The sequence below is a fragment of the Kitasatospora sp. NPDC058218 genome (assembly GCF_042882445.1).
Taxonomy (GTDB): Bacteria; Actinomycetota; Actinomycetes; order Streptomycetales; family Streptomycetaceae; genus Kitasatospora.
In genome coordinates, this window is sequence record NZ_JBHVWC010000020.1 from 90,106 (window position 1) to 115,607 (window position 25,502).

The 25,502-nt window shown below is 72.8% G+C and carries 21 protein-coding genes; 10 read left to right on the forward strand and 11 right to left on the reverse strand.

Features of this window, described 5'->3' with window-relative positions; translation table 11 throughout:
• Nucleotides 1–87 precede the first annotated feature (87 nt).
• Nucleotides 88–690 (forward strand): malonic semialdehyde reductase, encoded by a 603-nt coding sequence (locus ACFVYI_RS15200; RefSeq protein WP_387885241.1) that lies wholly within the window; start codon nucleotides 88–90, stop codon nucleotides 688–690.
• A gap of 78 nt (nucleotides 691–768) precedes the next feature.
• On the opposite strand, the gene ACFVYI_RS15205 is transcribed toward ACFVYI_RS15200, so the two are convergent.
• Complete coding sequence (locus ACFVYI_RS15205) at nucleotides 769–1,305, reverse strand: DUF4245 domain-containing protein (protein WP_387885244.1); 537 nt, start codon at nucleotides 1,303–1,305, stop codon at nucleotides 769–771.
• 215 nt (nucleotides 1,306–1,520) lie between these two features.
• On the opposite strand from ACFVYI_RS15205, the gene glpX reads away from it, so the two are divergent.
• Nucleotides 1,521–2,561 carry a class II fructose-bisphosphatase gene (gene glpX / locus ACFVYI_RS15210; protein ID WP_387885247.1) on the forward strand — a complete coding sequence of 347 codons (1,041 nt, stop codon included), beginning with the start codon at nucleotides 1,521–1,523 and terminating at the stop codon, nucleotides 2,559–2,561.
• 156 nt (nucleotides 2,562–2,717) lie between these two features.
• Here glpX and ACFVYI_RS15215 read toward each other — a convergent pair whose 3' ends face one another.
• Nucleotides 2,718–3,059, reverse strand: coding sequence for a WhiB family transcriptional regulator (locus tag ACFVYI_RS15215; protein WP_360640247.1), 342 nt, complete (start codon nucleotides 3,057–3,059; stop codon nucleotides 2,718–2,720).
• A 309-nt stretch (nucleotides 3,060–3,368) separates the two neighbouring features.
• On the reverse strand, nucleotides 3,369–4,061 hold the full coding sequence (locus ACFVYI_RS15220) for a DUF1707 domain-containing protein (RefSeq protein WP_387885316.1): 693 nt from the start codon (nucleotides 4,059–4,061) through the stop codon (nucleotides 3,369–3,371).
• Between the two features lie 204 nt (nucleotides 4,062–4,265).
• Between ACFVYI_RS15220 and ACFVYI_RS15225 the strand changes: the two genes are divergently transcribed.
• Nucleotides 4,266–5,933, forward strand: coding sequence for a fumarate hydratase (locus ACFVYI_RS15225; RefSeq protein ID WP_387885249.1), 1,668 nt, complete (start codon nucleotides 4,266–4,268; stop codon nucleotides 5,931–5,933).
• 125 nt (nucleotides 5,934–6,058) lie between these two features.
• On the opposite strand, the gene ACFVYI_RS15230 is transcribed toward ACFVYI_RS15225, so the two are convergent.
• Nucleotides 6,059–6,817 carry a GntR family transcriptional regulator gene (locus ACFVYI_RS15230; protein ID WP_387885252.1) on the reverse strand — a complete coding sequence of 253 codons (759 nt, stop codon included), beginning with the start codon at nucleotides 6,815–6,817 and terminating at the stop codon, nucleotides 6,059–6,061.
• 201 nt (nucleotides 6,818–7,018) lie between these two features.
• Here ACFVYI_RS15230 and ACFVYI_RS15235 point away from each other — a divergent pair, with 201 nt between their 5' ends.
• A complete protein-coding gene (locus tag ACFVYI_RS15235) occupies nucleotides 7,019–7,336 on the forward strand; it encodes a hypothetical protein (protein WP_387885255.1) in 318 nt (105 codons plus the stop codon).
• A 120-nt stretch (nucleotides 7,337–7,456) separates the two neighbouring features.
• Here the strand turns inward: ACFVYI_RS15235 and ACFVYI_RS15240 are convergent, their stop codons facing one another.
• The gene (locus ACFVYI_RS15240; protein WP_387885257.1) at nucleotides 7,457–7,717 is read right to left on the reverse strand and encodes a hypothetical protein; all 261 of its coding nucleotides are present in this window, start codon (nucleotides 7,715–7,717) and stop codon (nucleotides 7,457–7,459) included.
• Nucleotides 7,718–7,939: 222 nt separating this feature from the next.
• Between ACFVYI_RS15240 and ACFVYI_RS15245 the strand changes: the two genes are divergently transcribed.
• The 3 genes from ACFVYI_RS15245 to ACFVYI_RS15255 all read left to right on the forward strand — a co-directional run bounded on the left by ACFVYI_RS15245 (nucleotide 7,940) and on the right by ACFVYI_RS15255 (nucleotide 14,352).
• Nucleotides 7,940–10,921 (forward strand): BTAD domain-containing putative transcriptional regulator, encoded by a 2,982-nt coding sequence (locus tag ACFVYI_RS15245; RefSeq protein ID WP_387885259.1) that lies wholly within the window; start codon nucleotides 7,940–7,942, stop codon nucleotides 10,919–10,921.
• Nucleotides 10,922–11,576: 655 nt separating this feature from the next.
• Nucleotides 11,577–12,272 carry a class I SAM-dependent methyltransferase gene (locus ACFVYI_RS15250; protein ID WP_387885318.1) on the forward strand — a complete coding sequence of 232 codons (696 nt, stop codon included), beginning with the start codon at nucleotides 11,577–11,579 and terminating at the stop codon, nucleotides 12,270–12,272.
• Nucleotides 12,273–12,351: 79 nt separating this feature from the next.
• Entirely contained in the window at nucleotides 12,352–14,352 is a 2,001-nt protein-coding gene (locus ACFVYI_RS15255; RefSeq protein WP_387885262.1) for a SpoIIE family protein phosphatase, read from the forward strand.
• 65 nt (nucleotides 14,353–14,417) lie between these two features.
• Here the strand turns inward: ACFVYI_RS15255 and ACFVYI_RS15260 are convergent, their stop codons facing one another.
• Nucleotides 14,418–16,661, reverse strand: a complete 2,244-nt coding sequence (locus ACFVYI_RS15260) for an MMPL family transporter (RefSeq protein ID WP_387885264.1) — start codon at nucleotides 16,659–16,661, stop codon at nucleotides 14,418–14,420.
• Nucleotides 16,662–16,816: 155 nt separating this feature from the next.
• Between ACFVYI_RS15260 and ACFVYI_RS15265 the strand changes: the two genes are divergently transcribed.
• Complete coding sequence (locus ACFVYI_RS15265) at nucleotides 16,817–17,443, forward strand: TetR/AcrR family transcriptional regulator (protein ID WP_387885267.1); 627 nt, start codon at nucleotides 16,817–16,819, stop codon at nucleotides 17,441–17,443.
• Nucleotides 17,444–17,530: 87 nt separating this feature from the next.
• Here ACFVYI_RS15265 and ACFVYI_RS15270 read toward each other — a convergent pair whose 3' ends face one another.
• Complete coding sequence (locus ACFVYI_RS15270) at nucleotides 17,531–18,481, reverse strand: LysR substrate-binding domain-containing protein (RefSeq protein ID WP_387885269.1); 951 nt, start codon at nucleotides 18,479–18,481, stop codon at nucleotides 17,531–17,533.
• Between the two features lie 186 nt (nucleotides 18,482–18,667).
• Between ACFVYI_RS15270 and ACFVYI_RS15275 the strand changes: the two genes are divergently transcribed.
• Both ACFVYI_RS15275 and ACFVYI_RS15280 read left to right on the forward strand, forming a co-directional pair.
• Nucleotides 18,668–19,219, forward strand: a complete 552-nt coding sequence (locus ACFVYI_RS15275) for a peroxiredoxin (protein ID WP_360640214.1) — start codon at nucleotides 18,668–18,670, stop codon at nucleotides 19,217–19,219.
• 5 nt (nucleotides 19,220–19,224) lie between these two features.
• The gene (locus ACFVYI_RS15280) at nucleotides 19,225–19,767 is read left to right on the forward strand and encodes an alkyl hydroperoxide reductase (protein WP_387885272.1); all 543 of its coding nucleotides are present in this window, start codon (nucleotides 19,225–19,227) and stop codon (nucleotides 19,765–19,767) included.
• A gap of 108 nt (nucleotides 19,768–19,875) precedes the next feature.
• Here ACFVYI_RS15280 and ACFVYI_RS15285 read toward each other — a convergent pair whose 3' ends face one another.
• From ACFVYI_RS15285 to ACFVYI_RS15300, 4 genes are all read right to left on the reverse strand, one after another.
• On the reverse strand, nucleotides 19,876–21,339 hold the full coding sequence (locus ACFVYI_RS15285; RefSeq protein ID WP_387885275.1) for an AI-2E family transporter: 1,464 nt from the start codon (nucleotides 21,337–21,339) through the stop codon (nucleotides 19,876–19,878).
• 489 nt (nucleotides 21,340–21,828) lie between these two features.
• A complete protein-coding gene (locus tag ACFVYI_RS15290) occupies nucleotides 21,829–22,587 on the reverse strand; it encodes a transglycosylase SLT domain-containing protein (RefSeq protein WP_387885277.1) in 759 nt (252 codons plus the stop codon).
• A 431-nt stretch (nucleotides 22,588–23,018) separates the two neighbouring features.
• On the reverse strand, nucleotides 23,019–24,353 hold the full coding sequence (locus tag ACFVYI_RS15295) for a PhoH family protein (RefSeq protein ID WP_387885280.1): 1,335 nt from the start codon (nucleotides 24,351–24,353) through the stop codon (nucleotides 23,019–23,021).
• Nucleotides 24,354–24,578: 225 nt separating this feature from the next.
• Entirely contained in the window at nucleotides 24,579–25,373 is a 795-nt protein-coding gene (locus ACFVYI_RS15300) for an isoprenyl transferase (RefSeq protein ID WP_360640229.1), read from the reverse strand.
• Nucleotides 25,374–25,502: the final 129 nt, after the last annotated feature.

Below are 25,502 nucleotides of genomic sequence, written 5' to 3' on the forward strand. Positions count from 1 at the left end.
CAGTTGAAAGTTCACTTATGTTGGGATCAAGTGATCGGCGCCGCCGGTCGACCAGACGACCCCGTCCCGCATGAGGTGCAGACAAGCATGACCACCGACGCCCTGGTACTCGACGCCGCCGCTCAGGACCTGCTGTTCCGCGACGCCCGCACCGCGAACACCTTCACCGACGAGCCGGTCTCCGAGGAGCAGATCCAGGCCATCTACGAGCTGGTCAAGTTCGGCCCGACCGCCTTCAACCAGCAGCCGCTGCGCGTGGTCCTGGTCCGCTCCGCCGAGGGTCGCGAGCGCCTGGTCCAGCACCTGGCGGACGGCAACAAGGCGAAGACCGCCGCCGCCCCGCTGGTCGCCATCCTGGCCGTGGACAACGAGTTCCACGAGGAGCTGCCGACCCAGCTGCCGAGCTTCCCGCAGGCCAAGGACCTCTTCTTCACCGAGCGTCCGGTCCGCGAGTCCTCCGCGCTGCTGAACGGCGCCCTGCAGGCCGGCTACTTCATCGTCGGCGTGCGCGCCGCCGGCCTGGCCGCCGGCCCGATGACCGGCTTCAACGCCGAGGGCATCAACAAGGAGTTCTTCGCCGACGGCGAGCACTCGGTGCTGGCCGTGGTGAACATCGGCAAGCCGGGCGAGGACGCCTGGTACCCGCGTTCGCCGCGCCTGGCCTACGACGAGGTCGTCACCACCGTCTGACCGCCGGCACGCAGGAAGGGCCCGCACCGTTCGACCGGTGCGGGCCCTTCCGCGTGTTCCGCCGCCGCGGGGCGCGCGCTACTTGAGCGCCTGCGCCAGCTCGGCCAGCTCCTCGTACGAGGCGGTGCCGGTGAGCACCGTGGTGCCGCCGCCGTTCTGGAGGACGAGCGCGCGGGACTTGTCGCCCCGGACCCGCTCCCAGGCCTGCCCGGCCACGTCGGAGCTGCCGTCCGGCTCGCCGCCGGCCACCAGCGCGCCGACCAGCTTGTCGCGGGCGATGTCGCTCTGCTCGACCGCCGCGTACTGGCCCGCGGGGGTGACGAAGCCCAGGTGCCAGGCGTTGCCCCGGCCGCCGCCCAGCGCCGCCGGGTCGTACTTGACCGAGGTGGCCCGCCACTTGTCGGAGAGGCCCTCCGGGGAGAGCAGCGAGTAGGGCGCGGCGCGCTTCGCCGAGGCCGCGGCCACCTTGTACTCGACCGTGCGCACGCCGTCGCCGCCGGCGTCGTGCGGCAGGAACAGGTACCCGACCCAGACCACCAAACCGACGGCCAGCATCGACAGGACCATGTCCCGTACCGACTGCCGGCTCCTCATGCCCTTGCTCTCTCCAGCCACCCCCACATGGTGACTCATCCACCACGGGGCACCGCCACCCGGGGTGCCCACGTCCGGGTGATCCGGGGCGAACAGGCCGATTCCGGCCGGGGGTGGCGACCCGCGCCACAGACAGTCATCTCGTGGGCAGATACGATCGCAGGACCCTCACCACGGCGTTCGACCTGGCAGTAGTCGGGCGCTTACTGGCCGTCGCGTACAGAGAGGTAACGACGATGACCACGCAGTACCCGCACAATCTCCCCAGCGCCCTTGAGGTCGCGCCCGAGGCTCCGGACCGGAACCTCGCGCTCGAACTCGTCCGGGTCACCGAGGCGGCCGCGATGGCGGCCGGCCGCTGGGTCGGCCGTGGCGACAAGAACGGCGCCGACGGCGCCGCGGTCAAGGCCATGCGCACCCTCGTCTCCACCGTCTCCATGAACGGTGTCGTCGTCATCGGCGAGGGCGAGAAGGACGAAGCGCCGATGCTCTACAACGGCGAGCGGGTCGGCGACGGCACCGGCGCCGAGTGCGACGTCGCGGTGGACCCGGTCGACGGGACCACCCTCACCGCCAAGGGCATGAACAACGCCGTGGCCGTGCTGGCGGTGGCCGACCGGGGCACCATGTTCGACCCGAGCGCCGTGTTCTACATGGACAAGCTCGTGGCCGGCCCGGAGGCCGCCGAGTTCGTCGACATCACCGCCCCGGCGGCCGTCAACATCCGCCGGGTCGCCAAGGCCAAGGGCAGCGCCGTCGAGGACGTCACCGTGGTCATCCTCGACCGGCCGCGGCACGAGGGTCTGGTCCAGGAGATCCGCGAGGCGGGCGCCCGGATCAAGTTCATCTCCGACGGCGACGTGGCCGGCGCCATCATGGCGGCCCGCGAGGGCACCGGCGTCGACCTGCTGATGGGCGTCGGCGGCACCCCCGAGGGCATCATCGCGGCCTGTGCCATGAAGTGCATGGGCGGCGTGATCCAGGGCCGGCTGTGGCCCAAGGACGAGGCCGAGCGCCAGAAGGCCCTCGACGCGGGCCACGACCTGGACCGGGTGCTCACCACCGACGACCTGGTCAGCGGCGAGAACGTGTTCTTCGTCGCCACCGGGATCACCGACGGCGAGCTGCTGCGCGGCGTGCACTACCGCCAGGAGACCGCCACCACCAGCTCGCTGGTGATGCGCTCCAAGAGCGGCACCATCCGGGAGATCCACTCCACCCACAAGCTGTCCAAGCTGCGGGCGTACAGCGCGATCGACTTCGACCGGGCCAACTGAGCCGGCCCGGCCGCCGCGTTCCACCGCCCCGCGGCTTCGGCGAAATCCCCCTTCGCCGAAGCCGCGGGGCGTTCGCGTACCGCGGGGCGTTCGCCCGCCGTGCGTCACCGGGCCGGGGTACGTGAACGCCCCGCCCAGCCCGCGCTCAGGCCCTCCTCAGCCGGCGATCCGGCTGCGGGCCGCCGGGATCCGGGCGGCCTCGTGCAGATCCGTCTCCCGCCGCCGCCGGCGGGCCAGCACCACCCGGCGCTCGGCGGCCGTCAGCCCGCCCCACACCCCGTACGGCTCCGGCTGCGCCAGCGCGTGCTCCCGGCACTCCAGCAGCACCGGGCAGCGCGCACAGACCTGCTTCGCCTGTTCCTCGCGCGAGAGCCGGGCCGCCGTCGGCTCCTTGGAAGGGGCGAAGAACAGCCCCACCTCGTCCCGCCGGCAGGCCGCGCCGGTGTGCCAGGGATTGTCGTCGCCCTGCGACTGGGCGGCCGGCGGGCGCTCCAGCACCTGGGCGGCGGCGACGGGCGAAGTGGTGCGGGACTCGATCGGATGCAGCACGGCCGTACTCCTGACGAGGCTCTCGGACACGGGGAAGCTCGCTCCCCTGCCCGGCTGCGAGCCCCCGCTCTTCACCCCCCGGGCCGGCCTCAGGCCGCCTCCGGTGCGCAGCCGTACAAGAAGCGATGTGCGAGAGGAACTACCCCGCCGCACCGCGATTCATGCACACTGCACGCAATCGACTACAGCCTGCACTCGCCGCAACGCCGAGTGCCCGGGCGGGAGTTGCTCCCGCCCGGGCACTCGTCCCCGGCGGCCCTAGTCGGCGCCGAGCTGCTTGCGCACCCATTCCTTGAGCTTCTTGCCCTTGCGCGGCTTGGCCTCGCAGCCCCCGAACACCGCGACTCCCTTGACCCGGACGACCGGCGCGTACGGGTCGGCGGCGGTCTGCTCCTTGACGTCGAAGCCGCCGAAGATGCCGACCCCGCTGCCGTGCAGACTGACGTTCTCCGGCACCTTGATCTCGACGCCGCCGAACATGGCGATCACCTCGATCTCCACCTCGGGCGACTCGAAGACGGCGTCGGTCAGGTCGATCTCGACCCCGCCGAACGCCGCGACCGCCCGCAGGTGCGAGCCGACCCGCCAGCGGCCCCGGCGGGACGCCCCACCGAAGATCGCCACCATGGTCGGCGCCTCCTGACGGGCCGGCAGCCGCACCGGGCCGGACGGCCGGTGGTGGTCAGAAGCGCCCAGCGGGGCCTTCTCGAAGGAGATCGACCGGTGCGCGGGGAGGTCGCGGGTGAGCGGCACGAGGTCGCCCAGCGTCTTGGCCCCGTACGCGGCCTCGATCCGCTCGGCGTGCTCGTCCACGTTCAGCCGGCCCTCGGCGTAGGCGTCGCGCAGCAGCTCCGCGACCCGCTCGCGGTCGGCGTCCGAGGCCCGCATCTCGGCCTCCGCGACCGGGGCCCGGTCGGTGCGGACGGGAGCCTCGGCCCCCGGCTTGGTCATGGGTACGGGCGACTGCCCCTGGTCGTCCTGCGACGGCGAGTTGTCCACGGGCCAAGCCTAGTCAACCGGGCAAGTCCCGTACGCGTGTCCGAGTGACCCCGGTCACGCAGGCTGACCTGTCCGCGTGCGACGTTTCCGCGGGACCTACCCTTGAGGGTGCTTCGCCGACGCAGCCGGATCACTGGAACACTAAGGACCGCCCCCATGGCTCCCACGCCGGATTTCGAGTACAGCGACCTCCTCCCCCTGGGCGCTGACCCGACCCCGTACCGCAAGCTGACCTCCGAGGGTGTCTCCACCTTCGAGGCCGGCGGTCGCACCTTCCTCCAGGTCGAGCCCGAGGCCCTGCGGCTGCTCACCGCCGAGGCGATGCACGACATCTCGCACTACCTGCGCCCCGCCCACCTCGCCCAGCTGCGACGCATCCTGGACGACCCGGAGGCCAGCCCCAACGACCGCTTCGTCGCGCTGGACCTGCTGAAGAACGTCAACATCTCGGCCGGCGGCATCCTGCCGATGTGCCAGGACACCGGTACCGCGATCGTCATGGGCAAGCGCGGCCAGAACGTGCTGACCACCGGCGGCGACGAGAGCGCGATCGCGCGCGGCGTCTACGACGCGTACACCAAGCTCAACCTGCGCTACTCCCAGATGGCCCCGGTGACCATGTGGGACGAGAAGAACACCGGCAACAACCTGCCGGCCCAGATCGAGCTGTACGCGACCGACGGCGACGCCTACAAGTTCCTGTTCATGGCCAAGGGCGGCGGCTCGGCCAACAAGTCGTACCTGTACCAGGAGACCAAGGCGATCCTGAACGAGGCCAGCATGCTCTCGTTCCTGGAGCAGAAGATCCGCTCGCTCGGCACCGCCGCCTGCCCGCCGTACCACCTGGCCATCGTGATCGGCGGCACCAGCGCCGAGTTCGCGCTGAAGACCGCCAAGTACGCCTCCGCGCACTACCTGGACAACCTGCCGACCGAGGGCAACGCCCGCACCGGCCACGGGTTCCGCGACCTGGAGCTGGAGGCCAAGGTCACCGAGCTCACCCAGAAGATCGGCATCGGCGCGCAGTTCGGCGGCAAGTACTTCTGCCACGACGTGCGCGTCGTCCGCCTGCCGCGCCACGGCGCCTCGCTGCCGGTCGCGATGGCCGTCTCCTGCTCGGCCGACCGCCAGGCGCTGGGCAAGATCACCGCCGAGGGCGTCTTCCTGGAGCAGTTGGAGACCGACCCGGCGAAGTACCTGCCGGACACCACCGACGCACACCTCGACGACGACGTGGTGCGCATCGACCTCGACCAGCCGATGTCCGCGATCCGCAGCGAGCTGTCCAAGTACCCGGTCAAGACCCGGCTCTCGCTCACCGGCACGCTGGTGGTCGCGCGCGACATCGCGCACGCCAAGATCAAGGAGCGCCTGGACGCCGGCGAGGGCATGCCCAAGTACCTCCAGGACCACCCGGTCTACTACGCCGGCCCGGCCAAGACCCCCGAGGGCTTCGCCTCCGGCTCCTTCGGCCCCACCACGGCCGGCCGGATGGACTCCTACGTCGACCAGTTCCAGGCGGCCGGCGGCTCGATGGTCATGCTCGCCAAGGGCAACCGCAGCAAGCAGGTCACCGACGCGTGCGCCGCGCACGGCGGCTTCTACCTCGGCTCCATCGGCGGGCCGGCCGCCCGCCTGGCCCAGGACTGCATCAAGAAGGTCGAGGTGCTGGAGTACGCCGAGCTGGGCATGGAGGCCGTCTGGCGCATCGAGGTCGAGGACTTCCCGGCCTTCGTCGTGGTGGACGACAAGGGCAACGACTTCTTCCGCGAGACCACCGAGGGCCCGCTGATCACCAGCCTGCGGGTGCGCTCCAAGGAGTAGCCCGCGCCGGCTCCCGCCCGCACCGCACTCGGCACGCACCGCCTTCAGCACGCACCGCCCCGGCCGCGAACTCCGCGACCGGGGCGGTCCTGCGTCCGGGGCACCCCGGGCGCCCCGACCGGCGCTCAGGCGTCGAAGTCGTACTCCAGCACGTAGGACGCCGCGTCGAGCGTCATCTCGTTGAGCTCGACGACCTGCCCCTCGTCGGCGAAGGCGGTGCGGCAGATCAGGATGACCGGGGTGCCCGCCGAAAGCTCCAGCCGGGCGCCCTCCTCCGCGCTGGGCATCCGCGACCGGACCTCCTCCCGGAAGTGCACCGGCTTGGCGCCGATCTCGGCGAGGCGGGCGTAGGTGCCGCCCGGCCCGGTGTCCTCACGGGTGATCGCCGTCCCGGCGACCAGGCCGGCCGGCAGGTAGGACGTGGACAGCAGCACCGGCTTGCCGTCCAGCACGAACCGTCTGTGCCGCACGCACATCGGTGCCCCCGGGTCGACCCCGAGCACCCGTGCCACGTGCTCGGGCGCCCCCTGCTCGGTGACCGACACCTGGTCCACGACCAGCGTCCGGTTGTCGATGTCCGCCGACCATATCGACCGCCCCGACCCCCACTGCCCCTGGGCGAGCCGCTGGATCCCGCGCCGCCGCAGCGGCCGGAAGTCCCGGACGAAGACCCCCGCGCCCTTGCGCGCCTCGGCGATGCCCTCGCTCTGCAGGACGCCGAGCGCCTGGCGGGCGGTCATCCGGGCCACGCCGTAGGTGTCCATGAGGTCGTTCTCGCCGGGCAGCCGGTCGCCCGCGCGGTACTCGCCGGTGTCGATGGCCGCCTTGAGCGTGTCGGCGATCCGCTGGTACTTGGGCTGTTTCCCGCCGCTGCTGCCGACCATCGCCTGCTCCCTCGTCCTCGCCAGAATCGTAGGCGCCCGCGGCCGCCGGTAAGCCGGTATGACCGGTCAGGCCGTTGACATCTCTAGAGATATTAGCTTCTCTAGAGATGCTGGGTAGTCGCCGAGCAGAACACAGGCACCGACAGCGACCAGGACCGGCGCCTCCACCGCCGCGTCCGCACCAGAGCAAGGAGCACTGCGGTGAGCACCCGTAAGCGCAACGCCGCGGCCTACCGACCGCGTGTGGGTGAACTCGTCCTCGACACCAGGACCGGACGCACCGGCATCTACATGGACACCCTCGGCGGAGAGCACTACCTGCGGCCCCCGGGCGGCGGCTGCGAGTGGACCGCCCCGCCCGACCGCGTCGGCCCGGCACCGGACCCGTCCCCCGACGACCCCGGACCCGGCCCCGAACCCGCACCCGACCGCCCCGCGCTGGAGAACCGGGCCCGGCTGAGCGCCCGGCTCGCGGCCCGCAACCGGGACTCCCGCCTCAACGAGAGCCGGGTCGCGTGACGGGCCGCCGCGGGCGGGCGCCCCGGGCGGCGATCGGATCCGGCCACCGGCGACGGCCCGGAGAACGCGGACGGGCCGCCCACCACGGAGGTGGGCGGCCCGGATCCGGGGCTGCGGCCGCTACGGGCGGCTGTTGATCACACCGAACGGCTCGTAGGGCTTGTCCGACTTCTCGTCGGTGTGCTCCGGCTCGGCGACCTCGCCGCCCATGAGCTCCTGCGGGTCGACGTGCGCCTCGTCGGCCGGGACGATGTGGCCGGCGACGTTGGCCGCCGCCTCGTCCACCACCTGGGCGTCCGCGGTGCGGTCCGCGGCGGCGGGCGAGGTGGTCTCCGGCTCGGCCGACGGTGTCACAGTGCTGGTGGGCTCGTTCTCGGCCATGGAGTGGTTGCCTTTCAAGTCATCGGGATTCGCTCGCGCCCGACCGAACTCGACCCAGGCGCCCGGACAGTATCGTTGGAGCCGCTAAATGTCCTATAAACATCGCGCCGCTTGTGCTGTTCTCCAGTGTTTGCAGCCGTCCGCCTAAGCTGATGCACCGCAGCGGGACCGCCGAACGCCCCGCGCGTCGCGCCTGCCGTCACAGGTCATCGGGGGAAATTCATGGAGCCTCAGGAAACGCCGCACGGCAACACGCTGCGCTTCCAGGTGCTCGGTCCGGTGCAGGCGCGGCGCGGCCAGGAGGCCTTGGCACTCGGGTCCCCGCAACAGCAGGCGGTACTGACCTGTCTGCTGCTGCAACAAGGCCGGCTGGTCACCACGCAGGACCTTGTCGACGGGATCTGGGGAGAAAGGCCCCCACCGCAGGCAATCGCCGCATTGCGGACTTATGTTTCCCGTCTGCGTACCGTCATCGAGCCCCATCGGGAGGTCCGCGCACCCGCCGCGGTCCTCGTGTCCCTGCCCGACGGATACGCCTTGCGGATCTCCTCCGACGCTTTGGATCTGGCGGTCTTCGAGAGCACCGTTTCCGAAGCCGCCACCGCCCGGGCCGACGGCGATCTGGTCGAGGCGCACCGGTTGCTGGTCTCGGCCCTCTCGCTCTGGAGCGGGCGCGCGCTGGCCGGCGTGCCCGGACCGTACGCCGAGACCCAGCGCCTGCGCCTGGCGGAGCGCCACGTCTCGGTCTGGGAGGAGCGGTGCGCGGCCGCGCTGGAGATCGGCCTGCACACCGAGGTGGTCGCCGAGCTGAGCTCGCTCACCGCCGAACACCCGCTGCGGGAACGGCTGCGCGAACTCCTGATGCTCGCGCTCTACCGCTGCGGCCGCCAGGCGGAGGCGCTCGGCGTCTACACGGACACCCGGAAGCTGCTGATCGAGGAGCTCGGCGTCGAACCGGGTGCGGGCCTGTCCTCCATGCACGCCCGGATCCTGGCCGGCGACCCCACGCTCACCGCGCCCGGCCCGCCCCGGCCCACGACCTCCGGCAGCCGCGAGGAGTCACCCGCCCACGCCCCGGCCCCGGCCCAGTTGCCCGCCGACGTCTCGGACTTCAGCGGCCGCGCCGGCCTGGTCGCCGAACTCCGGGCGGTCCTGCAGGGCGCGACCGGCCAGGCCGTGGTGGTGACCTCCCTCGCGGGCATCGGCGGTGTCGGGAAGACGACCCTCGCCGTCCACGTGGCGCACAGCGTCCGGGGCGACTTCCCGGACGGCCAGCTCTACGTCGACCTGCGCGGCGCGGGCGCGTCGCCCGCCGACCCGGCCGTCGTGCTGGGCGACTTCCTGCACTCGCTGGGCGCCACCGAAGTCCCGGACTCGCTGGAGCAACGGGCCGCGCTGTACCGGTCCCTGCTGGCCAACCGCCGCATGCTCATCCTGCTCGACAACGCCCGGGACGCCGACCAGCTGCAGCCGCTGATCCCCGGCGTCTCGGGCAGCGCCGTCCTCGCCACCAGCCGCTCCCGGCTGGCCGGGATCCCCGGCGCCCACCTGGTCGACGTCGAGGAGCTGACCCCGGCCGAGGCCCTGGCGCTCTTCTCCGCCATCGTGGGCGAACAGCGGGTGGCCGCCGAGCCGGAGGCGGCCCTGGCCGTCGTCACCTCGTGCGGTTTCCTGCCGCTCGCCGTCCGGATCGCGGCGGCCCGGCTCGCCAGCCGGCCGCGATGGAGCGTCTCCGACCTCGCCCGCCGCTTAGCGGACCAACGGCGGAGGCTCGACGAGCTTCAGCTGGGCAACCTCGCGGTGGAGACGACCATCGGCCTCGGCTACGGACAGCTGCGGCCGGACGAGGCCCGGGCGTTCCGGCTGCTCTCGCTGGTGGACTCGCCCGACCTGCCGCTCGACGCGGCGGCCGCCCTGCTCGGCGAGGACGAGCCGCGCGCCGAGCAGCTGACCGAGGCGCTGGTCGAGGCGAACATGCTGGAGTGCTTCACCCCGGGGCGCTACCGCTACCACGACCTGCTGCGGCTCTACGCCCAGCGGCAGAACGAGAAGTCCGCCGACACCGAGGAGCAGCAGCAGGCGGTGCTCCGTCTGCTGCATCACCTGCTGCCGACCATGCGCAACGCCGCGCGCCTCATCGAACCCGACGACCAGCTGTTCGAGCCGCTGGACGAACTCACCGCCGCCGGTCTCGACCTGCCGGACGACGCCCGGGCCCAGCAGTGGCTCCGGGCCGAGGTCGGCATGCTGCTGAGCACCGTGGAGGCGGCGCTGGGCGGCCCGTCGGCGCTGCTGCGGCCCGCGCTGGACCTGTTGATCACGCTCAACAGCATCGTCGAGGACCCGACGCACGCCGCCCGGGCCCGCCGGCTGCTGGAGATCGCCGACGCCAACGCCCAGTCGCACGGCGATGCCCAGGCGCTCGCCCGGGTCCACTTCGCGCTGGGCACCCTGGAGTACTTCGCCAACAACTTCCAGGGCGCCGAGCGCTCCCTGCGGGCGAGCCTCTCGCTCCAGGACCCCGACGACGTGACGGTGATGCGGTCCATGGTGGCCAACACCCTGGGCATCATCCTGAGTCTCGCCAACCGCGGGGACGAGGCGCTGCCGTTCTTCGAGCAGGCGCTCGGCATCAGCCGGGTCGTCGGCGCCCCGATCGGCGAGGCGCGCCTGCTCGGCAACATCGCCCGGGCCCAGCTGGACGTCGGCAAGAGCACGGAGGCCGTGCGGTCGGTGGAGGAGGCCGTCGCCACGGCGCGGCGCTCGGCCAACGGCCCCTGTCTGGCGGACACCCTGTACCAACTCGGGGTGGTGCTGTCGTCCACCGGGTCACCCGGCGAGGCGGTCGCCCACCTCCGGGAGGCGCACGCGCTCTACCAGTCCCAGCAGAACCGGCTCCGCGAGGGCTACGCGCTCGCCCGGCTCTCGGTGAGCCTGCTGGCGAGCCACCGGACGGCCGAGGCCGCGGAGGCGGCGGGCGAGTCGCTGGTGATCGCCCAGGAGATCGACGGCGCCTACTGCCAGGGCCTGGCCAACGCCGCGCTGGGCGAGGCGCTGCTCGGCCTCGCGCAGCCCGCGCGCGGGCTGGCCTGTCTGCGCGAGGCCCACGCGGTCTTCACGCGGCTCGGTGTGCCGGAGGCCTCCCCCGTGGCGGACCTCATCTCCCAGCAGCACACCGAGCCCTTCCCTCCCCCCGCGCCGTAGGCCCCGCACTCCCCCGTGCTTCCCCCGTGGAGGCCTTCCCCCGTGCGTTCGGTGCTCCCGCAGCCCCCCGGCTGCGGGAGCACCCTCAACGCTTCCCCGGCGCTGGACTCCACTGTGCACCGGGCCGATTGACGTTCGATAAACGTCGGCTTGTCAGCCGGGGATCGGGCATCACCGCAGGTCAGAGGGGTGACCCGGCGGTGGCGTGCGGCGTGCGGCCGCCCGCCGCACCACCCCCTCCGCACCCTCGTGCTTCCGCAAGCCGGGCCACAGCACCCCAACCGTCACGAGTTGGCCGGAAAGGGACCCCACGGCGCAGTGATCACGCATATTCTCAGATTCCAGTACACACACGAGTGCACTTGTCCGGCGGAGCATCCGGAAACCGGAAACGGCAGCGCGGCGGCGCTCCCGCAGTGCAGAGTGTCTCTGTGCAAAGTGTCAGCGTGCAGTCAGTGTGACGCGGGGAGCGTGACGTACCGCCACCGGCAGCGGGCCGGCGGGGCAACGCGGGCGCCGGGAGGACGGCGGGCCGGCCTCGTCCGGCCGACCGGAGGCCCGGGTGGAAAGGTGCCTCTCAATCGTGACGACCGGACAGATATCCGACCCGTTCCCCCTCGACGAGGACGCGGACGGCGACGACGGGCCCGACGTCCTGCGTCGTCGTGCCGAGCGGGCCCTGCAGGCCGTCGCCTTCGACACCATCGGCGCCGGTTACGCCGAGGCCTTCCCCGCCAAGGGCGGCCAACTCGCCTGCGGCCGCCGACTGCTCGCCCGGCTCGAACCGGGCGCCGCCGTCCTGGACGTCGGCTGCGGCACCGGCGATCCGACCGTCCGGCAGCTGACCGCCGCCGGCATGCGCGTCACCGGCACGGACCTTTCGGACGTCATGCTCACCCTGGCCCGCGAGGCGGCGCCCGGCGGGCCGTTCGCCCCCGCCTTCCACCGCATCGACATGTACGACCTGGCCACCGAGCGCGCCGACCGGGCCTGGAACGTCCCCGCCCTGGGCCCACGGGGCCACGGCGGGTTCGCCGCCGTCACCGCCTTCTTCTCCCTCATCCTCCTCCCCCAGGACGAGATCCCCACCGTGCTGACCCGGCTGCGCGCACTCCTGCGGCCCGGCGGGCTGCTGGCGCTCGGTATGGTCGAGGCGGACCTGGACCACGTCCCGCTGCCGTTCCTCGGGCGGGAGCTGCGGATCAGCGGGTATCTACGGGAGGATCTGGAACGGGTCCTGGTGGAGTCCGGGTTCGCCGTCGAGGAGCAGTCGGGGCATCCGTACGCGCCGGCCAGCACCTCGCTGCCGCCGGAGGAGCAGCTGTTCCTGTGCTGCCGACGCGTCGGCTGACCGTTCGCCACACCCTCCGACAGACCGTCCACCAGACCAGAAGAGCCACCACTCCCCACCAATCCCAGGACAGGCAGCCGTGCGCGACCAGCTCAAACCCGAGGCCGGACAGCCGCCTGCCCTCCCGGGCCAGCGCCGCCCGTCGCCGGCCCCGGAGGCCGGCGACGGACAGGCCGGCGACGAGCAGGCCGGACCCGGGCCGAGCCCGGTCGAGCGGCTCGCCACCGCGCAGCCCACCACCGCACAGGTGACCGCCGGGCCGCGCGCGAACGAGCCGGGCTGCGACAAGCAGTCCGCCGCCGGGCGGACCGCCACCGGACAGGTCGCCGAGCGGCTCGCCTACCTCGACTCCGCCACCCGGCGGATCAACAGCGCCCTCGACCTGGCCGCGACGCTGCGCAACATCTGCCGGGTCCTCGTGCCGACCCTCGCCGACGCCGCCGTCGTGCACCTGCGCGACCCGCTGCCCAACGTCGAGCGCGAGCCCGGCTTCCCCGACGAACTGCGGATCCACCACAGCCTCGGCACCCGGCTCGGCCGCCGCGGCCGGCCGACCACCGGCTCCGACCACCGCGGCTCCCGCTACGGCACCCGGTACGGCTCGCGCTCGACCGCCGACACCGGGCCCGCCACCCCGGTCACCCGGGGCGGGGCGCTCGCGCACACCCTGCTCAGCCGCCGCCCCGCCGAGGCCGCCGTCCTCGGCGCCGCCACGCCCGCTACCGGCACCGGCACCGGCACCGGCACCGACCGGACCACCGAGCTGCTGCGCGAGCTGTACGGCGCGCGCGGGCTGGCCCGGCTCGCCCCGGGCTCCTCGGTGCTCGCCCTGCCACTGCGCGGGCGCAAGGCCGTCCTGGGCCTGCTGGTGCTGATCCGCCGACCGCCCGAGAAGACCGGCCGCCCCAGCTTCGACGCCACCGACACCGCCACCGCCGCCCACCTCGCCACCCAGGCCGGGCTCGCCGTCGACACCGCCCTGCGGTACGCCCGCGAGTGGGAGATAGCCAACGAGCTGCAGCGCAGCATGCTGCCGCTGCGCCTGCCCCAGCCGCACGGTGTCCGGCTCGCCCAGCGCTACCTGCCCGGCGAGCGCGGCGCGCAGGTCGGCGGGGACTGGTACGACGCCGTGCCGCTGCCCGGCAACCGGGTGGCGCTGATCGTCGGCGACGTGATGGGCCACTCGCTGACCTCGGCCGCCATCATGGGCCAACTGCGCACCAGCGCCCAGACCCTGGCCGCCCTCGACCTGCCCCCGCACGAGGTGCTCTACCACCTGGACGAACAGGCCCAGCGGCTCGGCCGCGAACAGCACCTGGCCACCTGCGTGTACGCGGTCTACGACCCGATCGCCAACCGGGTGGTGATCGCCAACGCGGGACACGTCCCGCCGGTGCTCGTCCGGCCGGACGGCACGGCCGAGTTGCTGGAGCTGGATTCGGGCGCGCCGATCGGCGTCGGCGGGGTCGACTTCAACTCCGTGGAGCTGCCCGCCCCGCCCGGCTCCGCCCTGCTGCTCTTCACCGACGGCCTGGTGGAGACCCGCAACCGCCCGCTGAGCGACGGGTTGGAGCTGCTCCGCGCCCGGCTGGCCGCCACCCAGCGGCACACCCCCGAGCAGCTCTGCCAGGAGGCGCTGCGGATCCTGCCGCCGGGCGACCGCGGCGACGACATCGCCCTGCTGGCCGCCTGCTTCGACGGCATCCCGGCCGGGGACGTCGCGCACTGGTACCTCCAGCCGCGCAACGAGACGCCCGGCCGGGCCCGCCGGCTGGCCGCCCACACGCTGCGCCGCTGGGGGCTCGAAGAGCTCAGCGAGGCAACCGAGTTGATGGTCAGCGAGCTGGTCACCAACGCCGTCCAGCACGCCACCCGGCCGGTCACCCTGAGCCTGGTCCGCACTTCGCGGCTGCGCTGCGAGGTCGGCGACGACAGCCCGCTGCTGCCCCGCCCGCGGCGCACCGGGCCGGAGGACGAACGCGGGCGCGGGCTGCAGATAGTGGCCAGGTGCGCCGAGCGCTGGGGTGCCACCCGGCTCGGCACCGGCAAGGTGGTCTGGTTCGAGCAGCGGCTGCCGTAGGGCGCCCCGGTACCCCGGCCCGAGGGCGCCCGGCCGAGGGCCGGGCGCCCGCTCGGCAGGCCGGGTCAGACCCGCTCCGGCTCCTTCGCCGGCGCGGCCCCGCCCGCCGTCCCGGTCCCCGCCCGGCCCGTGCCCGCGCCCTCGCGCTCGGACCGCTCCGCGTCCAACCGGGCCATCAGCTGCTCGCCCTCCATGTCGACCCGCGGCACCACCTTCTCCAGGCGCTTCGGGAACCACCAGGCCGCCCCGCCGAACAGCGCCATCGCGGCCGGCACCAGCGCCATCCGCACCACGAAGGCGTCCACCAGCACGCCCACCGCCAGCGCGAAGCCGATCGGCTGGACGATCGGGTCGTGGCCGAAGACGAAGCTGCCGAAGACCGCGACCATGATCAGTGCGGCCGCCGTGACCACCCGCGCACCGTTCTTCACCCCGGCGACCACCGCGTCCCGCGGCGCCATGCCGTGCACGTGGTGCTCCTTCATCCCGGAGACCAGGAACAGCTCGTAGTCCATCGCCAGCCCGAACAGCACCGCGATCAGCAGGATCGGCACGAAGCTCACCACCGGTCCCACCTTCGGCACGTCGATCAGCCCGTCCAGCCAGCCCCACTGGTAGACGGCGACCACCGCGCCGAGCGAGGCCGTGATGCTGAGCAGGAAGCCGGCCACCGCCTTGAGCGGCACCAGGATCGAGCGGAAGGCCAGCCCCAGCAGCACCAGCGCGATGCCGCCGATCACCGCCACGAAGGGCGGCAGCGCGTCGCCGAGCTTGGCGGAGACGTCGATGTTGGCGGCCGTGGTGCCGGTGACGTCGATCCGCGCGCCGGTCGAGGCCTGCAGTCCCGCGCGCTGGTCGCGGATCTCCTCGACCAGCTTCCTGGTGTCGGCGTGGTCCGGACCGGTGGTCGGGATGACGGTCAGCAGGGCCGTGCCGCTCGGCCCGTCGACGGTCGGCGGGAGCAGCGTCCGCACCCCGTCGAGGGTGCCGAGCCGCTCGGCCACGCCCTGCACGGCCCGCTCCGGCTGCGGCGCGCCCGCGGCGTCGACGACGACCACCAGCGGTGCGTTGAAGCCGGGGCCGAAGCTCTCGCCGATCCGGTCGTACGCGGTGCGGGCGTCGGTCCCGGCGGCCTGTGAGCCGCCGCCCGGCAGGCCGAGGCTGAGGCTCGCGGCCGGCACCGCGAGCGCGGCCAGCGCGGCGAGCCCGGCGAGCAGCACGGCCAGCGGGCGGCGCACCACGAACGTCGCCCAGCGCTCGCCCAGGGTCGTCCGGCCGGGGGCCTCCAGCGCCCGCCGCCAGACCGGCAGCCGGTCGATGGCGCGGCCGGCGAAGCCGAGCAGCGCGGGCAGCAGGGTGATCGCGACGAGCACCGCCACCACCACGGCGCCGGAGGCGGACAGGCCCATCACGGTCAGGAACGGCACGCCCGCGACGGCGAGCCCGGCGAGCGCGACCACCACGGTCAGACCGGCGAAGACCACCGCGCTGCCGGCCGTGGCGTTGGCCCGGGCGGCCGCCTCCGCCGGCTCCAGGCCCTCGGCGAGGTGCCGGCGGTGCCGGGAGAGGACGAACAGGGCGTAGTCGATGCCGACCGCGAGGCCGACCATCAGGGCCAGCACCGGCGCGGTGGTGATGATCTCGAACGAGCCGGAGAGGGCCAGCAGCGCGGCCATCGCCACGCCGACGCCGAGCAGGGCGGTCAGCAGCGGCAGCCCGGCGGCGACCAGCGAGCCCAGGGTGATCACCAGGACCACCCCGGCCACCATCAGGCCGACCGCCTCACCGCCGTCGACCTGCGCCATCTTGTTGTACGCGTCGCCGCCGAAGGCGACCGTCAATCCGGCGGCGCCGGCCGGACCGGCGGCCTCCCGCACCGCGTCGCGCTGCTGATCGGTGACGTCCGCGAGCGGGCGGTCGAAAGAGACCAGGGCCAGCGCGACCCGGCCGTCCGGGGAGATCGCACCGGTGGCGTACGGGTCGGGCACGGCCGCGACACCGGGGACGGCGGCGATCCGGCCGACCGCCCCGGTGACGGCCCCGGCCGCCTCCGCGGCGGCGATGCCGCCGGGCTCCGGGGCGGTGAAGACCACCTGCGCCGAGCCGTGGCCCTGCTCCGGGAAGGTGCCCTTGATCCGGTCGAGGGTGGTCTGCGCCTCGGTGCCGGGCACCTTGAACTCGTCGCTGGTCTTGCCCGCGAAGGCCCCGGCGGCGCCGCCGACCGCGATCAGCACGGCGATCCAGACGGCGAGCACGGCGCGCCTTCGACGGAAGCAGAAGCGGCCCAGGCGGTACAGGTACGTGGCCATGAGTGAACCCTCGATCACGTCGGTCGGCGGGCAGGTGCCCGAACAGGTCGGACTCCACCGTACGACCAACTTTGTCACCTGACAAAGTTGGTCGACATAATCGATCGACAGATTCGTCCGACCGGGTTACTTGACCGTGGCGCTACCCTGGCCCAATGGCACACGTCCCCGCCTCCGAAAGACGCCCGCAACTGGTCCGGGCCGCCATCGACCTGATGACCCGCGAGGGCGTCGCCGCCGGCAGCACCCGGGCGATCGCGGCCGAGCTCGGCGTGGCACAGGCGACGGTGCACTACACCTTCGGCACCAAGAAGGACCTCTACCGCGCCGTGGTCGAGCAGCTGACGGCCGACTTCGTCGGTCAGGTGCGCGACGCCGCACCGGGCGACGGGCCCTTCGGCGAGCAGATCCGGGCCATGGTGCACGCGCTCTGGGCCGGTGCCACCGGCGAGGAGGGGCGCTGCGTCCTGCTCGACGAGTTCGCGGCGCTGGCGCTGCGCGACCCCGATCTGCAGGACATCATGCGCGCGCTGCAGCACGAGATCGAGAGCACCGCCTCGCAGATGCTCGAAGCGCTCGCCGACGCCCACGGGCTGGAGCTGGCACTGCCCGCGCGCGACATCGCCACGCACTTCCTGACCGGCTTCGACGGGCTGACCGACCGCTACCTGGTGCTGCGCCGCGGCGGCGAGCAGCCGGACACCGAGGCGCTGCGGGCGCTGGACCTGCTGGTCGCCACCACGATCGGGCTCTGCCTGGGCTCGGCGGCGCGGGTCGGCTGACCCGGGGCCGCGAGCGCCGCCCGACCGGGCACGGGAGCATCCCGGCGCCCGGCCCTCGTGCGCACGGCAGGATCGGCCGGACCGGACCTACTCGACGATCCGGACCGGCAGCTCCGCCAGCACCTCGCGCAGCGAGGCCGCGAAGCGGTCGTACTCCGCGCTGCGGGCCGAGCCCGGCCGGGTGGCGAGCCCGATCCGGCGCCCGGGCGGCGGGGCGGCGAAGCGGACGGCGGCCAACCGGTCGGTGCGGCCCGCCTCGACGTCCAGCGCGGTGGCGGGCAGCAGGGTGACGCCGAGCCCGCCGGCCACCAGCTGGACCAGGGTGGAGAGCCCGGCCGCCCGGGTGGTGGAGCCGCCGAGGTCGGCGCCGACCTCGCGGCAGATGTCCAGGGCCTGGTCGCGCAGGCAGTGGCCCTCCTCCAGCAGCAGCACCTCCAGGTCGAGCAGCACGTCGCGCGAGACGTCGATCCGCCCGGCGAGCGCGTGCCCGGGCGGGGTGACCAGCACGAAGTCCTCGTCGAAAAGCGGGATGTCCCGGGTGGGCGAGACCCCGCCGGCCGGGAGCGCGAGCAGCAGGACGTCCAGCCGGCCGGCGGCCAGCCCCTCCAGCAGCGAGGGCGTGCGCTCCTCGTGGACGTGCAGCTCCAGCTCCGGGTAGCGGTCGCGGACCAGTCGCAGCACGGTGGGCAGCAGGTACGGGGCGACGGTCGGGATGACGCCGAGGTGCAGCGGGCCGGTGAACGGGCGGCGGGCGGCCTCGACCTCCTCGGTCAGCGACTGCAGCGAGGCGAGCACCCGGCGCGAGTGTTCGAGCACGCGCTCCCCCAGCGGAGTGATGATCACCTTGCGTGTCGTACGCTCGACCAGCTGCGCGCCCAGCGACTCCTCCAGCGCCGCGACCGCCCCGGACAGGGCCGGCTGACTGGTCCCGGTGGCGGCCGCCGCCTCCCGGAAGTGCCGGTGCTCGGCCACCGCGACGAAGGCCTTGAGCTGCGCGACCGTCGGTGTACGGAGACTCCGGGGTGTGGCGCTTCCCACAGCGGCTTCGGGTTTGCGCGAAGCGCCCTTGCGGGGCTTGGGCCGGGAGGGTGGCGTAGGGGTATTGATAACTCTCTCCGATCAGACACATCGAGTGTAGCTATTTCCCTGATCAGTCCACGATGTGGAATCGTGGAAGCCGTTCCGCAATCCGGACAAACCCCTCTCACTTCAGGAGAAGCGAACGTGCTCACGATCGGTGACAAGTTCCCCGAGTTCGAACTCAACGCCTGCGTCGACCTGGACGCCGCGAACGCCTTCGCCGAGATCAACCACAAGTCCTACGAGGGCAAGTGGAAGATCGTCTTCTTCTGGCCGATGGACTTCACCTTCGTCTGCCCGACCGAGATCGCCGCGTTCGGCAAGCTGAACGAGGAGTTCGCGGACCGCGACGCCCAGATCCTCGGCGTCTCCGGCGACTCCGAGTTCGTGCACCACGCCTGGCGCAAGGACCACAAGGACCTGCGCGACCTGCCCTTCCCGATGCTGGCCGACGTCAAGCACGACCTGATGCGCGCCTGTGGCGTCGAGGGCGCGGACGGCACCGCCCAGCGCGCGGTCTTCATCGTCGACCCGAACAACGAGATCCAGTTCGTCATGGTGACCGCCGGCTCCGTCGGCCGTAACCCCAAGGAGGTCCTGCGGGTGCTGGACGCCCTGCAGACCGACGAGCTGTGCCCGTGCAACTGGACCAAGGGCGAGGACACCCTCGACGCCCAGGCCCTGCTGGCCGGCTGACCGACATGGCTCTCGACGACCTGAAGTCCGCCCTCCCGGACTACGCCAAGGACCTCAAGCTCAACCTGAGCGCGGTCATCGGCAACTCCGACCTCCCCGCCCAGCAGCTCTGGGGCACCGTGCTGTCCTGCGCGATGGCCACCCGCAGCCCCGCCGTGCTGCGCGAGCTGGAGCCCGAGGCCAAGGCCAACCTCTCCCCGGAGGCGTACAACGCCGCCAAGGGCGCGGCCGCGATCATGGGGATGAACAACGTCTACTACCGGACCACGCACCTGCTCTCCGACAAGGAGTACAGCAGCATGCGGGCCGGTCTGCGGATGAACATCATCGGCACTCCGGGCGTCGAGAAGATCGACTTCGAGCTCTGGTGCTTCGCGGTCTCCGCCATCAACGGCTGCGGCCAGTGCCTCGACTCCCACGAGGGCGTGCTGAGCAAGGCCGGTGTCGCGCGCGAGGTCATCCAGGCCTCCGTGAAGATCGCCGCCGTGCTGCAGGCCGTGGCCGGCGTCCTCGACTCCGAGGCCGCCCTGGCCACCGTGAACGTCTGACCCCACGCCACACCACGCGGGCCCCCGCCGGACTTCCGTCCGGCGGGGGCCCGCGTGCGTTCCGGCGACCCCGCCCCGCGCACGGCGCGGCGGTACGGGCCCGCCGCCCTACTCGGCCGCGGCCGGCGCGCCCGCGGTACCCCGCGCCGCGGCGCCGGCGGCCGCGGCGGACGCCGCCGTCCGGGCGACGGCCGCCTCGCGGGCGGCCTCCAGCGCGGTGAAGACGGCCTGCCCGGCCTCGTTGCGGCGGCGCAGGTGGGCGACCACGGTGTTGGTGACCGCGATCAGCGGGACGGCGACGATGGCACCGCCGATGCCGCCGATGATGGAGCCGGCGGCCACGCCGAGCACCACACCCAGCGGGTGCACCCGGACGGCCCGGCCGAGGATCAGCGGCTGGAGGATGTGACCTTCGAGCTGCTGGACGGCGATCAGCACCACCAGCACCATCAGCGCGGTCCACGGGGAGGTGGTGACGAGCGCGATCAGCACCGCGACCGTCCCGGTGACCAGCGCGCCGACCAGCGGGACGAAGGCACCCAGGAAGATGATCACCGCCAGTGGCAGCGCCATCGGCACACCGAGCAGCTGGATGCCGATGCCGATGCAGACCGCGTCGATGAACGCCACGCAGACGGTGCCGCGGACGTACGCGGTGAGGGTGGCCCAGGCCTTCGGGCCGGCGCCGGCCATCGCGTAGCGGGAGTGCCGGGGCAGACCGCGCAGCGCCCAGCTCCAGATCCGCTCACCGTCGTAGAGGAGGAAGAAGGTGGTGAAGAACGCGAGCAGGACGGCGGTCAGCACCTCGACGGCGATCTGGGCGCCGGTGAGGCCGACCGAGGTGAGCTGATCGGTGTTGGTGCTGATCGCCTTGGTGATCTGGTCGGCGAAGTCCTTGATCTGCTGCTCGGTCAGGTGCAGCGGGCCGGTGATCAGCCAGTCCCGAAGGGTCGCGACACCGTCCTGGACCTTGCTGGTCACGTCGGACAGGTTGGTGGTGACCTGCCAGACCACGAACCAGCCGACCAGTCCGATCCCGGCCAGACCGCTCATGAACACCCCGCCGGCGGCCAGCGAGCGCGGTACGCCGTGCCGGCGCAGCCAGGAGACCGTGGGCTCCAGCAGCGCGGAGATCAGCAGCGAGGCCAGCACCGCGAAGGCCACCAGCCGCAGCATGTCGACGACCATGAAGACGACGTAGAGCGCGGCACCGAGCAGTAGCAGCCGCCAGGTCGACTCGGCGGCCACCCGCAGACCCCAGGGCACCGCCTCGGCCGGGGTGGCGGGCCGTCCGGGGTGGAGTTCACGCCCGAAGGCGCCGTGCGTGGGCACCGGCGGCGGGGCCGGGGTGTGCGCCACGGCGGCGACCTCCTCGCGCGGCGCCGGCACCGGGGCCGCCGCGACCGCGGCCGGGGGCAGCGCCCGGTCCGGTGGCGGCGCCACCTCGACCGGGGGTTCGTGGTACTCGGCCGCGATCGCGGCCCGCCGGCGCCGCTCGATCACGGCGGCCGCGCTCGCCACCACGGCCATGCCCTTGGCCACGGCCTTGAAGGCCTTCCCGCCCCGCGCCATCCTCGCTACCGCCGCTCCCCCGCTGGGCCGCCGTGCCGGCGGTACGCCGTGGGTCCCGCCACGGCCGTCAGGGATGAAACTACCCGGCCGGGCCGGCGCGAGTCCGGCGGGCGGGTCGGTTGGCGGGGATCGACGGCGGCGCGCGGCGCGACGACCGCCCCGCCCGGTCGATCCGTATCCGGACAAACCATCCTGGAGCGGGTGGTTTCAGGCATCGGGCAGCGGGGAGGAGTCCGAACGAGAACCGGAGCCATCTGTCGGCGGACCGGCCGGTGCGGGGAGCAACCAGGACCCCTCCCCGCGCCCCGCGTCCGCACCCGGGCCCGCACCGCCCGCGAGCGCACTGGTCAGCGCAGCCCGGGCGGGGCGGCCCGCCTTCTGTACGGCCACGGCGGCGGGGCGGACCGCCGCACACCACGGCCCCCGACCGCAGGGGAGCGGTCGGGGGCCGTGGGCGCGGTGCAACGCGGTTCGCGGTACCCGTGGTTCCTAGTACCAGTGGTGCGACTGCCAGAACGACCAGGCGCCACAGGGGCTGCCGTAGCGGCTGTTCATGTAGTTCAGGCCCCACTTGATCTGGGTGGCCGGGTTGGTGCGCCAGTCGGCGCCGGCGGAGGCCATCTTGGTACCGGGCAGCGCCTGGACCAGGCCGTACGCGCCGGAGCTCTTGTTGGTCGCGGTGTAGTCCCAGCCGCTCTCGCGCTTCACGATCTGGCTGAAGCACTGGAACTGCGCGTCACTGCCGACGATCGACTGGGCGAGTTCCTGGACCGAGCCGGGGCTGACCGAGACCGGCGGGGCCGACGTGTCGGTGGCGGCCATCGCCGAACGCGCCTTGGAGCGGTTGGCGGCGGCCTCGTCGGCCTTCCGCTTCTCCTCGGCCGCCTTGGCGGCCTTCTCCGCGTCGGCCTTGGCCTGCGCGTCCGCCTTGGCCTGCGCGTCGGCGGCGGCCTGCTGGCGCGCTGCCTCCTCGGCGGCCTTCTGCTCCGCGGCAGCCTTGGCGGCTGCATCGGCGGCGGCCTGCTGGGCGGAGGCCTGCGTGCCGATGTTGTCACTGATGGTCTGCGCCTGGGCGCCAGAGGGGACTTCGGCAAGCAGGGTCGCACCGGCGACGTCGACCGTCTGCATCGTCTTGCCCTCGCTGCCCGAGGCCATACCCACGACGGCACCGACAGCGGTGACGGCGGTGGCGGAGGCCACAGCGACTCCCCGGACCGAGATCCGAGTCACATGGTTTCCTTCCAGCATCGCCCATGCGTGACCGTACGGGCGCAACATGCCCCTTGGCGCTGCCCTCCGTACGGTGCTGGTCACGGGAGGTACTGACCCGACGTCCGGAAGCGGTGGGCGACCGGGCGTTGCGATCGGGCGGCGTACGGCTCATCGGTGTTCAATTGTGCGTCCACCCACCGGAGTTGGCGGACCATCCGGACCGGGCCCACGGTCTCCCGGGGGCCCTGTCATGCCGTACGCGGGGCCTGACAGAACCCTCACCATGCCGCACCGGGCACTGTCGACGCAATTCCCTGTTGCGTGGCGCATCTCACATTCACCGCACCGGAGTTCCCCGGACAGAAAGCACTCGATGTGATGAAAGGGACGGGGGCCCGCCCCGTCAGGAGCGGGCCCCACGCCCGAAGTTGACCGTATTGTCCGATTATGCCCCTATTGCTGGTGGATCACGGGTTGATGTCCTCCAGCATCTCCGTGACCAGCGCCGCGATCGGCGAGCGCTCGGAGCGCGTGAGCGTGATGTGGGCGAACAGCGGATGCCCCTTCAGCTTCTCCACCACCGCCACCACGCCGTCGTAGCGGCCCACCCGCAGGTTGTCCCGCTGCGCCACGTCGTGGGTCAGCACCACCCGCGACCCCTGGCCGATCCGGGAGAGCACCGTCAGCAGGACGTTGCGCTCCAGCGACTGCGCCTCGTCGACGATCACGAAGGCGTCGTGCAGCGAGCGCCCCCGGATGTGGGTCAGCGGCAGGACCTCCAGCATGCCCCGGGAGATGACCTCCTCGATGACGTCCGGGGTGGTGACGGCGGAGAGGGTGTCGAAGACCGCCTGCGCCCAGGGGCTCATCTTCTCCGTCTCGGAGCCCGGCAGATAGCCGAGCTCCTGGCCACCGACCGCGTACAGCGGCCGGAAGACCATCACCTTGCGATGCTGCCCCCGCTCCAGCACCGCCTCCAGACCAGCGCAGAGCGCCAGCGCGGACTTCCCCGTGCCGGCCCGGCCGCCCATCGAGACGATGCCCACCTCCGGATCGAGCAGCAGGTCCAGCGCCACCCGCTGCTCGGCGCTGCGCCCGCGCAGCCCGAAGGCCTCGCGCTCGCCGCGCACCAGCCGGACCCGGCCGTCACCGGTGACCCGGCCCAGCGCCCGGCCGCGCTCGGAGCTGAGCACCAGTCCGGTGTGGACGGGCAACTCCGCCGCTCCCTCGACGTCCAGCGCGGCGTCGTGGCCGGCCGCGAACAGCGCGTCCACCTCGTCGGCCGCCACGTGCAGCTCGGCCATGCCCGTCCAGCCGGAGGTGATCGCCAGCTCGGCCCGGTACTCCTCGGCGAGCAGGCCGACCGAGCTGGCCTTGATCCGCAGCGGGAGGTCCTTGGAGACGACGGTGACGTCGTACCCCTCGGCCTGCAGGTTGCGGGCGACCGCCAGGATCCGGCTGTCCGCCTCGCCGCCGGCGGTGCGGTAGCCGACCGGCAGTATCGACGTGTCGGAGTGGTTGAGCTCGACCCGGATGGTGCCGCCGAGCTCGCCGACCGGGATCGGCTCGTCGAGCCGGCCGAAGCGGATGCGGTAGTCGTCGAGGAGTCGCAGCGCCTGGCGGGCGAAGTAGCCCAGCTCCGGATGGTGCCGCTTGGCTTCCAGCTCGGTGACCACGACCACCGGCAGGACGACCTCGTGCTCCTCGAAGCGGGTCATGGCGAGAGGGTCCGCCAGGAGCACGCTGGTGTCGAGAACGTACGTGCGCCGGTCTGGCGTCCGGCGGCTCTTGGAACTGACCACTAGGCCTCCAGAGCGGATGACCCTGCGTCATCCGCGGCAAGCCGGCCCCCGCTGCCCCGGTGGCCTCGGGGCCGGTCTGCTCGGAGTATTCCCAGGCGAGGGGCGGTGCATTCGCGTTCTCGGAGAACTGACGGATCATTGCCGGTGAACGTTTGACCTCGCGCCGCGCCCGGGTAGGCCAGGCCTACTGGGGGGTCGGCAGGGGCCGATGGGGGCCGGCGGGCGTCACAGGCCCATCCGCCGGTGGCGCTCCTCGTACGCGCGCAGCGCCCGGAGGAAGTCCACCTTCCGGAAGGCGGGCCAGTAGGCCTCGCAGAAGTAGAACTCGCTGTGCGCGCTCTGCCAGAGCAGGAAGCCGGACAACCGCTGCTCGCCCGAGGTCCGGATGACGAGGTCCGGGTCGGGCTGGCCCTTGGTGTAGAGGTGCTCGGCGATGTGCTCGACGTCGAGGATTTCGGCCAGTTCCTCGATCGAGGTGCCCCGCCCGGCGTGCTCCTGGAGCAGCGAGCGGACGGCGTCGGCGATCTCGTGCCGGCCGCCGTACCCGACGGCGACGTTCACGGTGATCCCGTCGATCCCGGCGGTCTCCTCGGCGGCCCGCTTGAGCACGTCCGCGGTGTGCTGCGGGAGCAGGTCCAGCGCGCCGACCGGGTTGACCTTCCAGCGGCGGGCGGCGGCCAGGCCGGTGACGGCGTCCTCGATGATCCCGAGCAGCGGCACCAGCTCGTCGGCCGGCCGGGAGAGGTTGTCGGTGGAGAGCATCCAGAGCGTGACGACCTTGACGTGGGTCTCGTCGCACCAGCCGAGGAACTCGCTGATCTTGTCGGCGCCGCGCTGGTGGCCGTAGGCGGTGGAGCCGCCGGTCGCCTTGGCCCAGCGGCGGTTGCCGTCGAGGATCACGCCGATGTGGTGGGGGGTACGGGCGAGGTGGACCTCGACCCGGCGGCCGTAGAGGCCGTACATACCGTCCAGCAGGGTGCGCAGACCCGGCGTGCGTTCGACGACATCGCGCAGACCCATGGTTTTCGGCCCCTCCGTACTCATTCACCGGGGTACGTCACAACCCCCGGCGCAGCCTACTCCGGCCCGGAGGGAGTGGGTAAAGCCGCAGGTAGCGGTCCGGTCACAGTCCTGTGCGGAGCCTGTCGC

Coding starts and splice junctions, on each gene's coding strand:
- ACFVYI_RS15200 (WP_387885241.1), top strand. CDS start 88: ATGACCACCGACGCCCTGGTACTCGACGCCGCCGCTCAGGACCTGCTG.
- glpX (WP_387885247.1), top strand. CDS start 1,521: ATGACCACGCAGTACCCGCACAATCTCCCCAGCGCCCTTGAGGTCGCG.
- ACFVYI_RS15220 (WP_387885316.1), bottom strand. CDS start 4,061: ATGACCAAGCCGGGGGCCGAGGCTCCCGTCCGCACCGACCGGGCCCCG.
- ACFVYI_RS15225 (WP_387885249.1), top strand. CDS start 4,266: ATGGCTCCCACGCCGGATTTCGAGTACAGCGACCTCCTCCCCCTGGGC.
- ACFVYI_RS15230 (WP_387885252.1), bottom strand. CDS start 6,817: ATGGTCGGCAGCAGCGGCGGGAAACAGCCCAAGTACCAGCGGATCGCC.
- ACFVYI_RS15240 (WP_387885257.1), bottom strand. CDS start 7,717: ATGGCCGAGAACGAGCCCACCAGCACTGTGACACCGTCGGCCGAGCCG.
- ACFVYI_RS15245 (WP_387885259.1), top strand. CDS start 7,940: ATGGAGCCTCAGGAAACGCCGCACGGCAACACGCTGCGCTTCCAGGTG.
- ACFVYI_RS15260 (WP_387885264.1), bottom strand. CDS start 16,661: ATGGCCACGTACCTGTACCGCCTGGGCCGCTTCTGCTTCCGTCGAAGG.
- ACFVYI_RS15265 (WP_387885267.1), top strand. CDS start 16,817: ATGGCACACGTCCCCGCCTCCGAAAGACGCCCGCAACTGGTCCGGGCC.
- ACFVYI_RS15280 (WP_387885272.1), top strand. CDS start 19,225: ATGGCTCTCGACGACCTGAAGTCCGCCCTCCCGGACTACGCCAAGGAC.
- ACFVYI_RS15285 (WP_387885275.1), bottom strand. CDS start 21,339: ATGGCGCGGGGCGGGAAGGCCTTCAAGGCCGTGGCCAAGGGCATGGCC.
- ACFVYI_RS15290 (WP_387885277.1), bottom strand. CDS start 22,587: ATGCTGGAAGGAAACCATGTGACTCGGATCTCGGTCCGGGGAGTCGCT.
- ACFVYI_RS15300 (WP_360640229.1), bottom strand. CDS start 25,373: ATGGGTCTGCGCGATGTCGTCGAACGCACGCCGGGTCTGCGCACCCTG.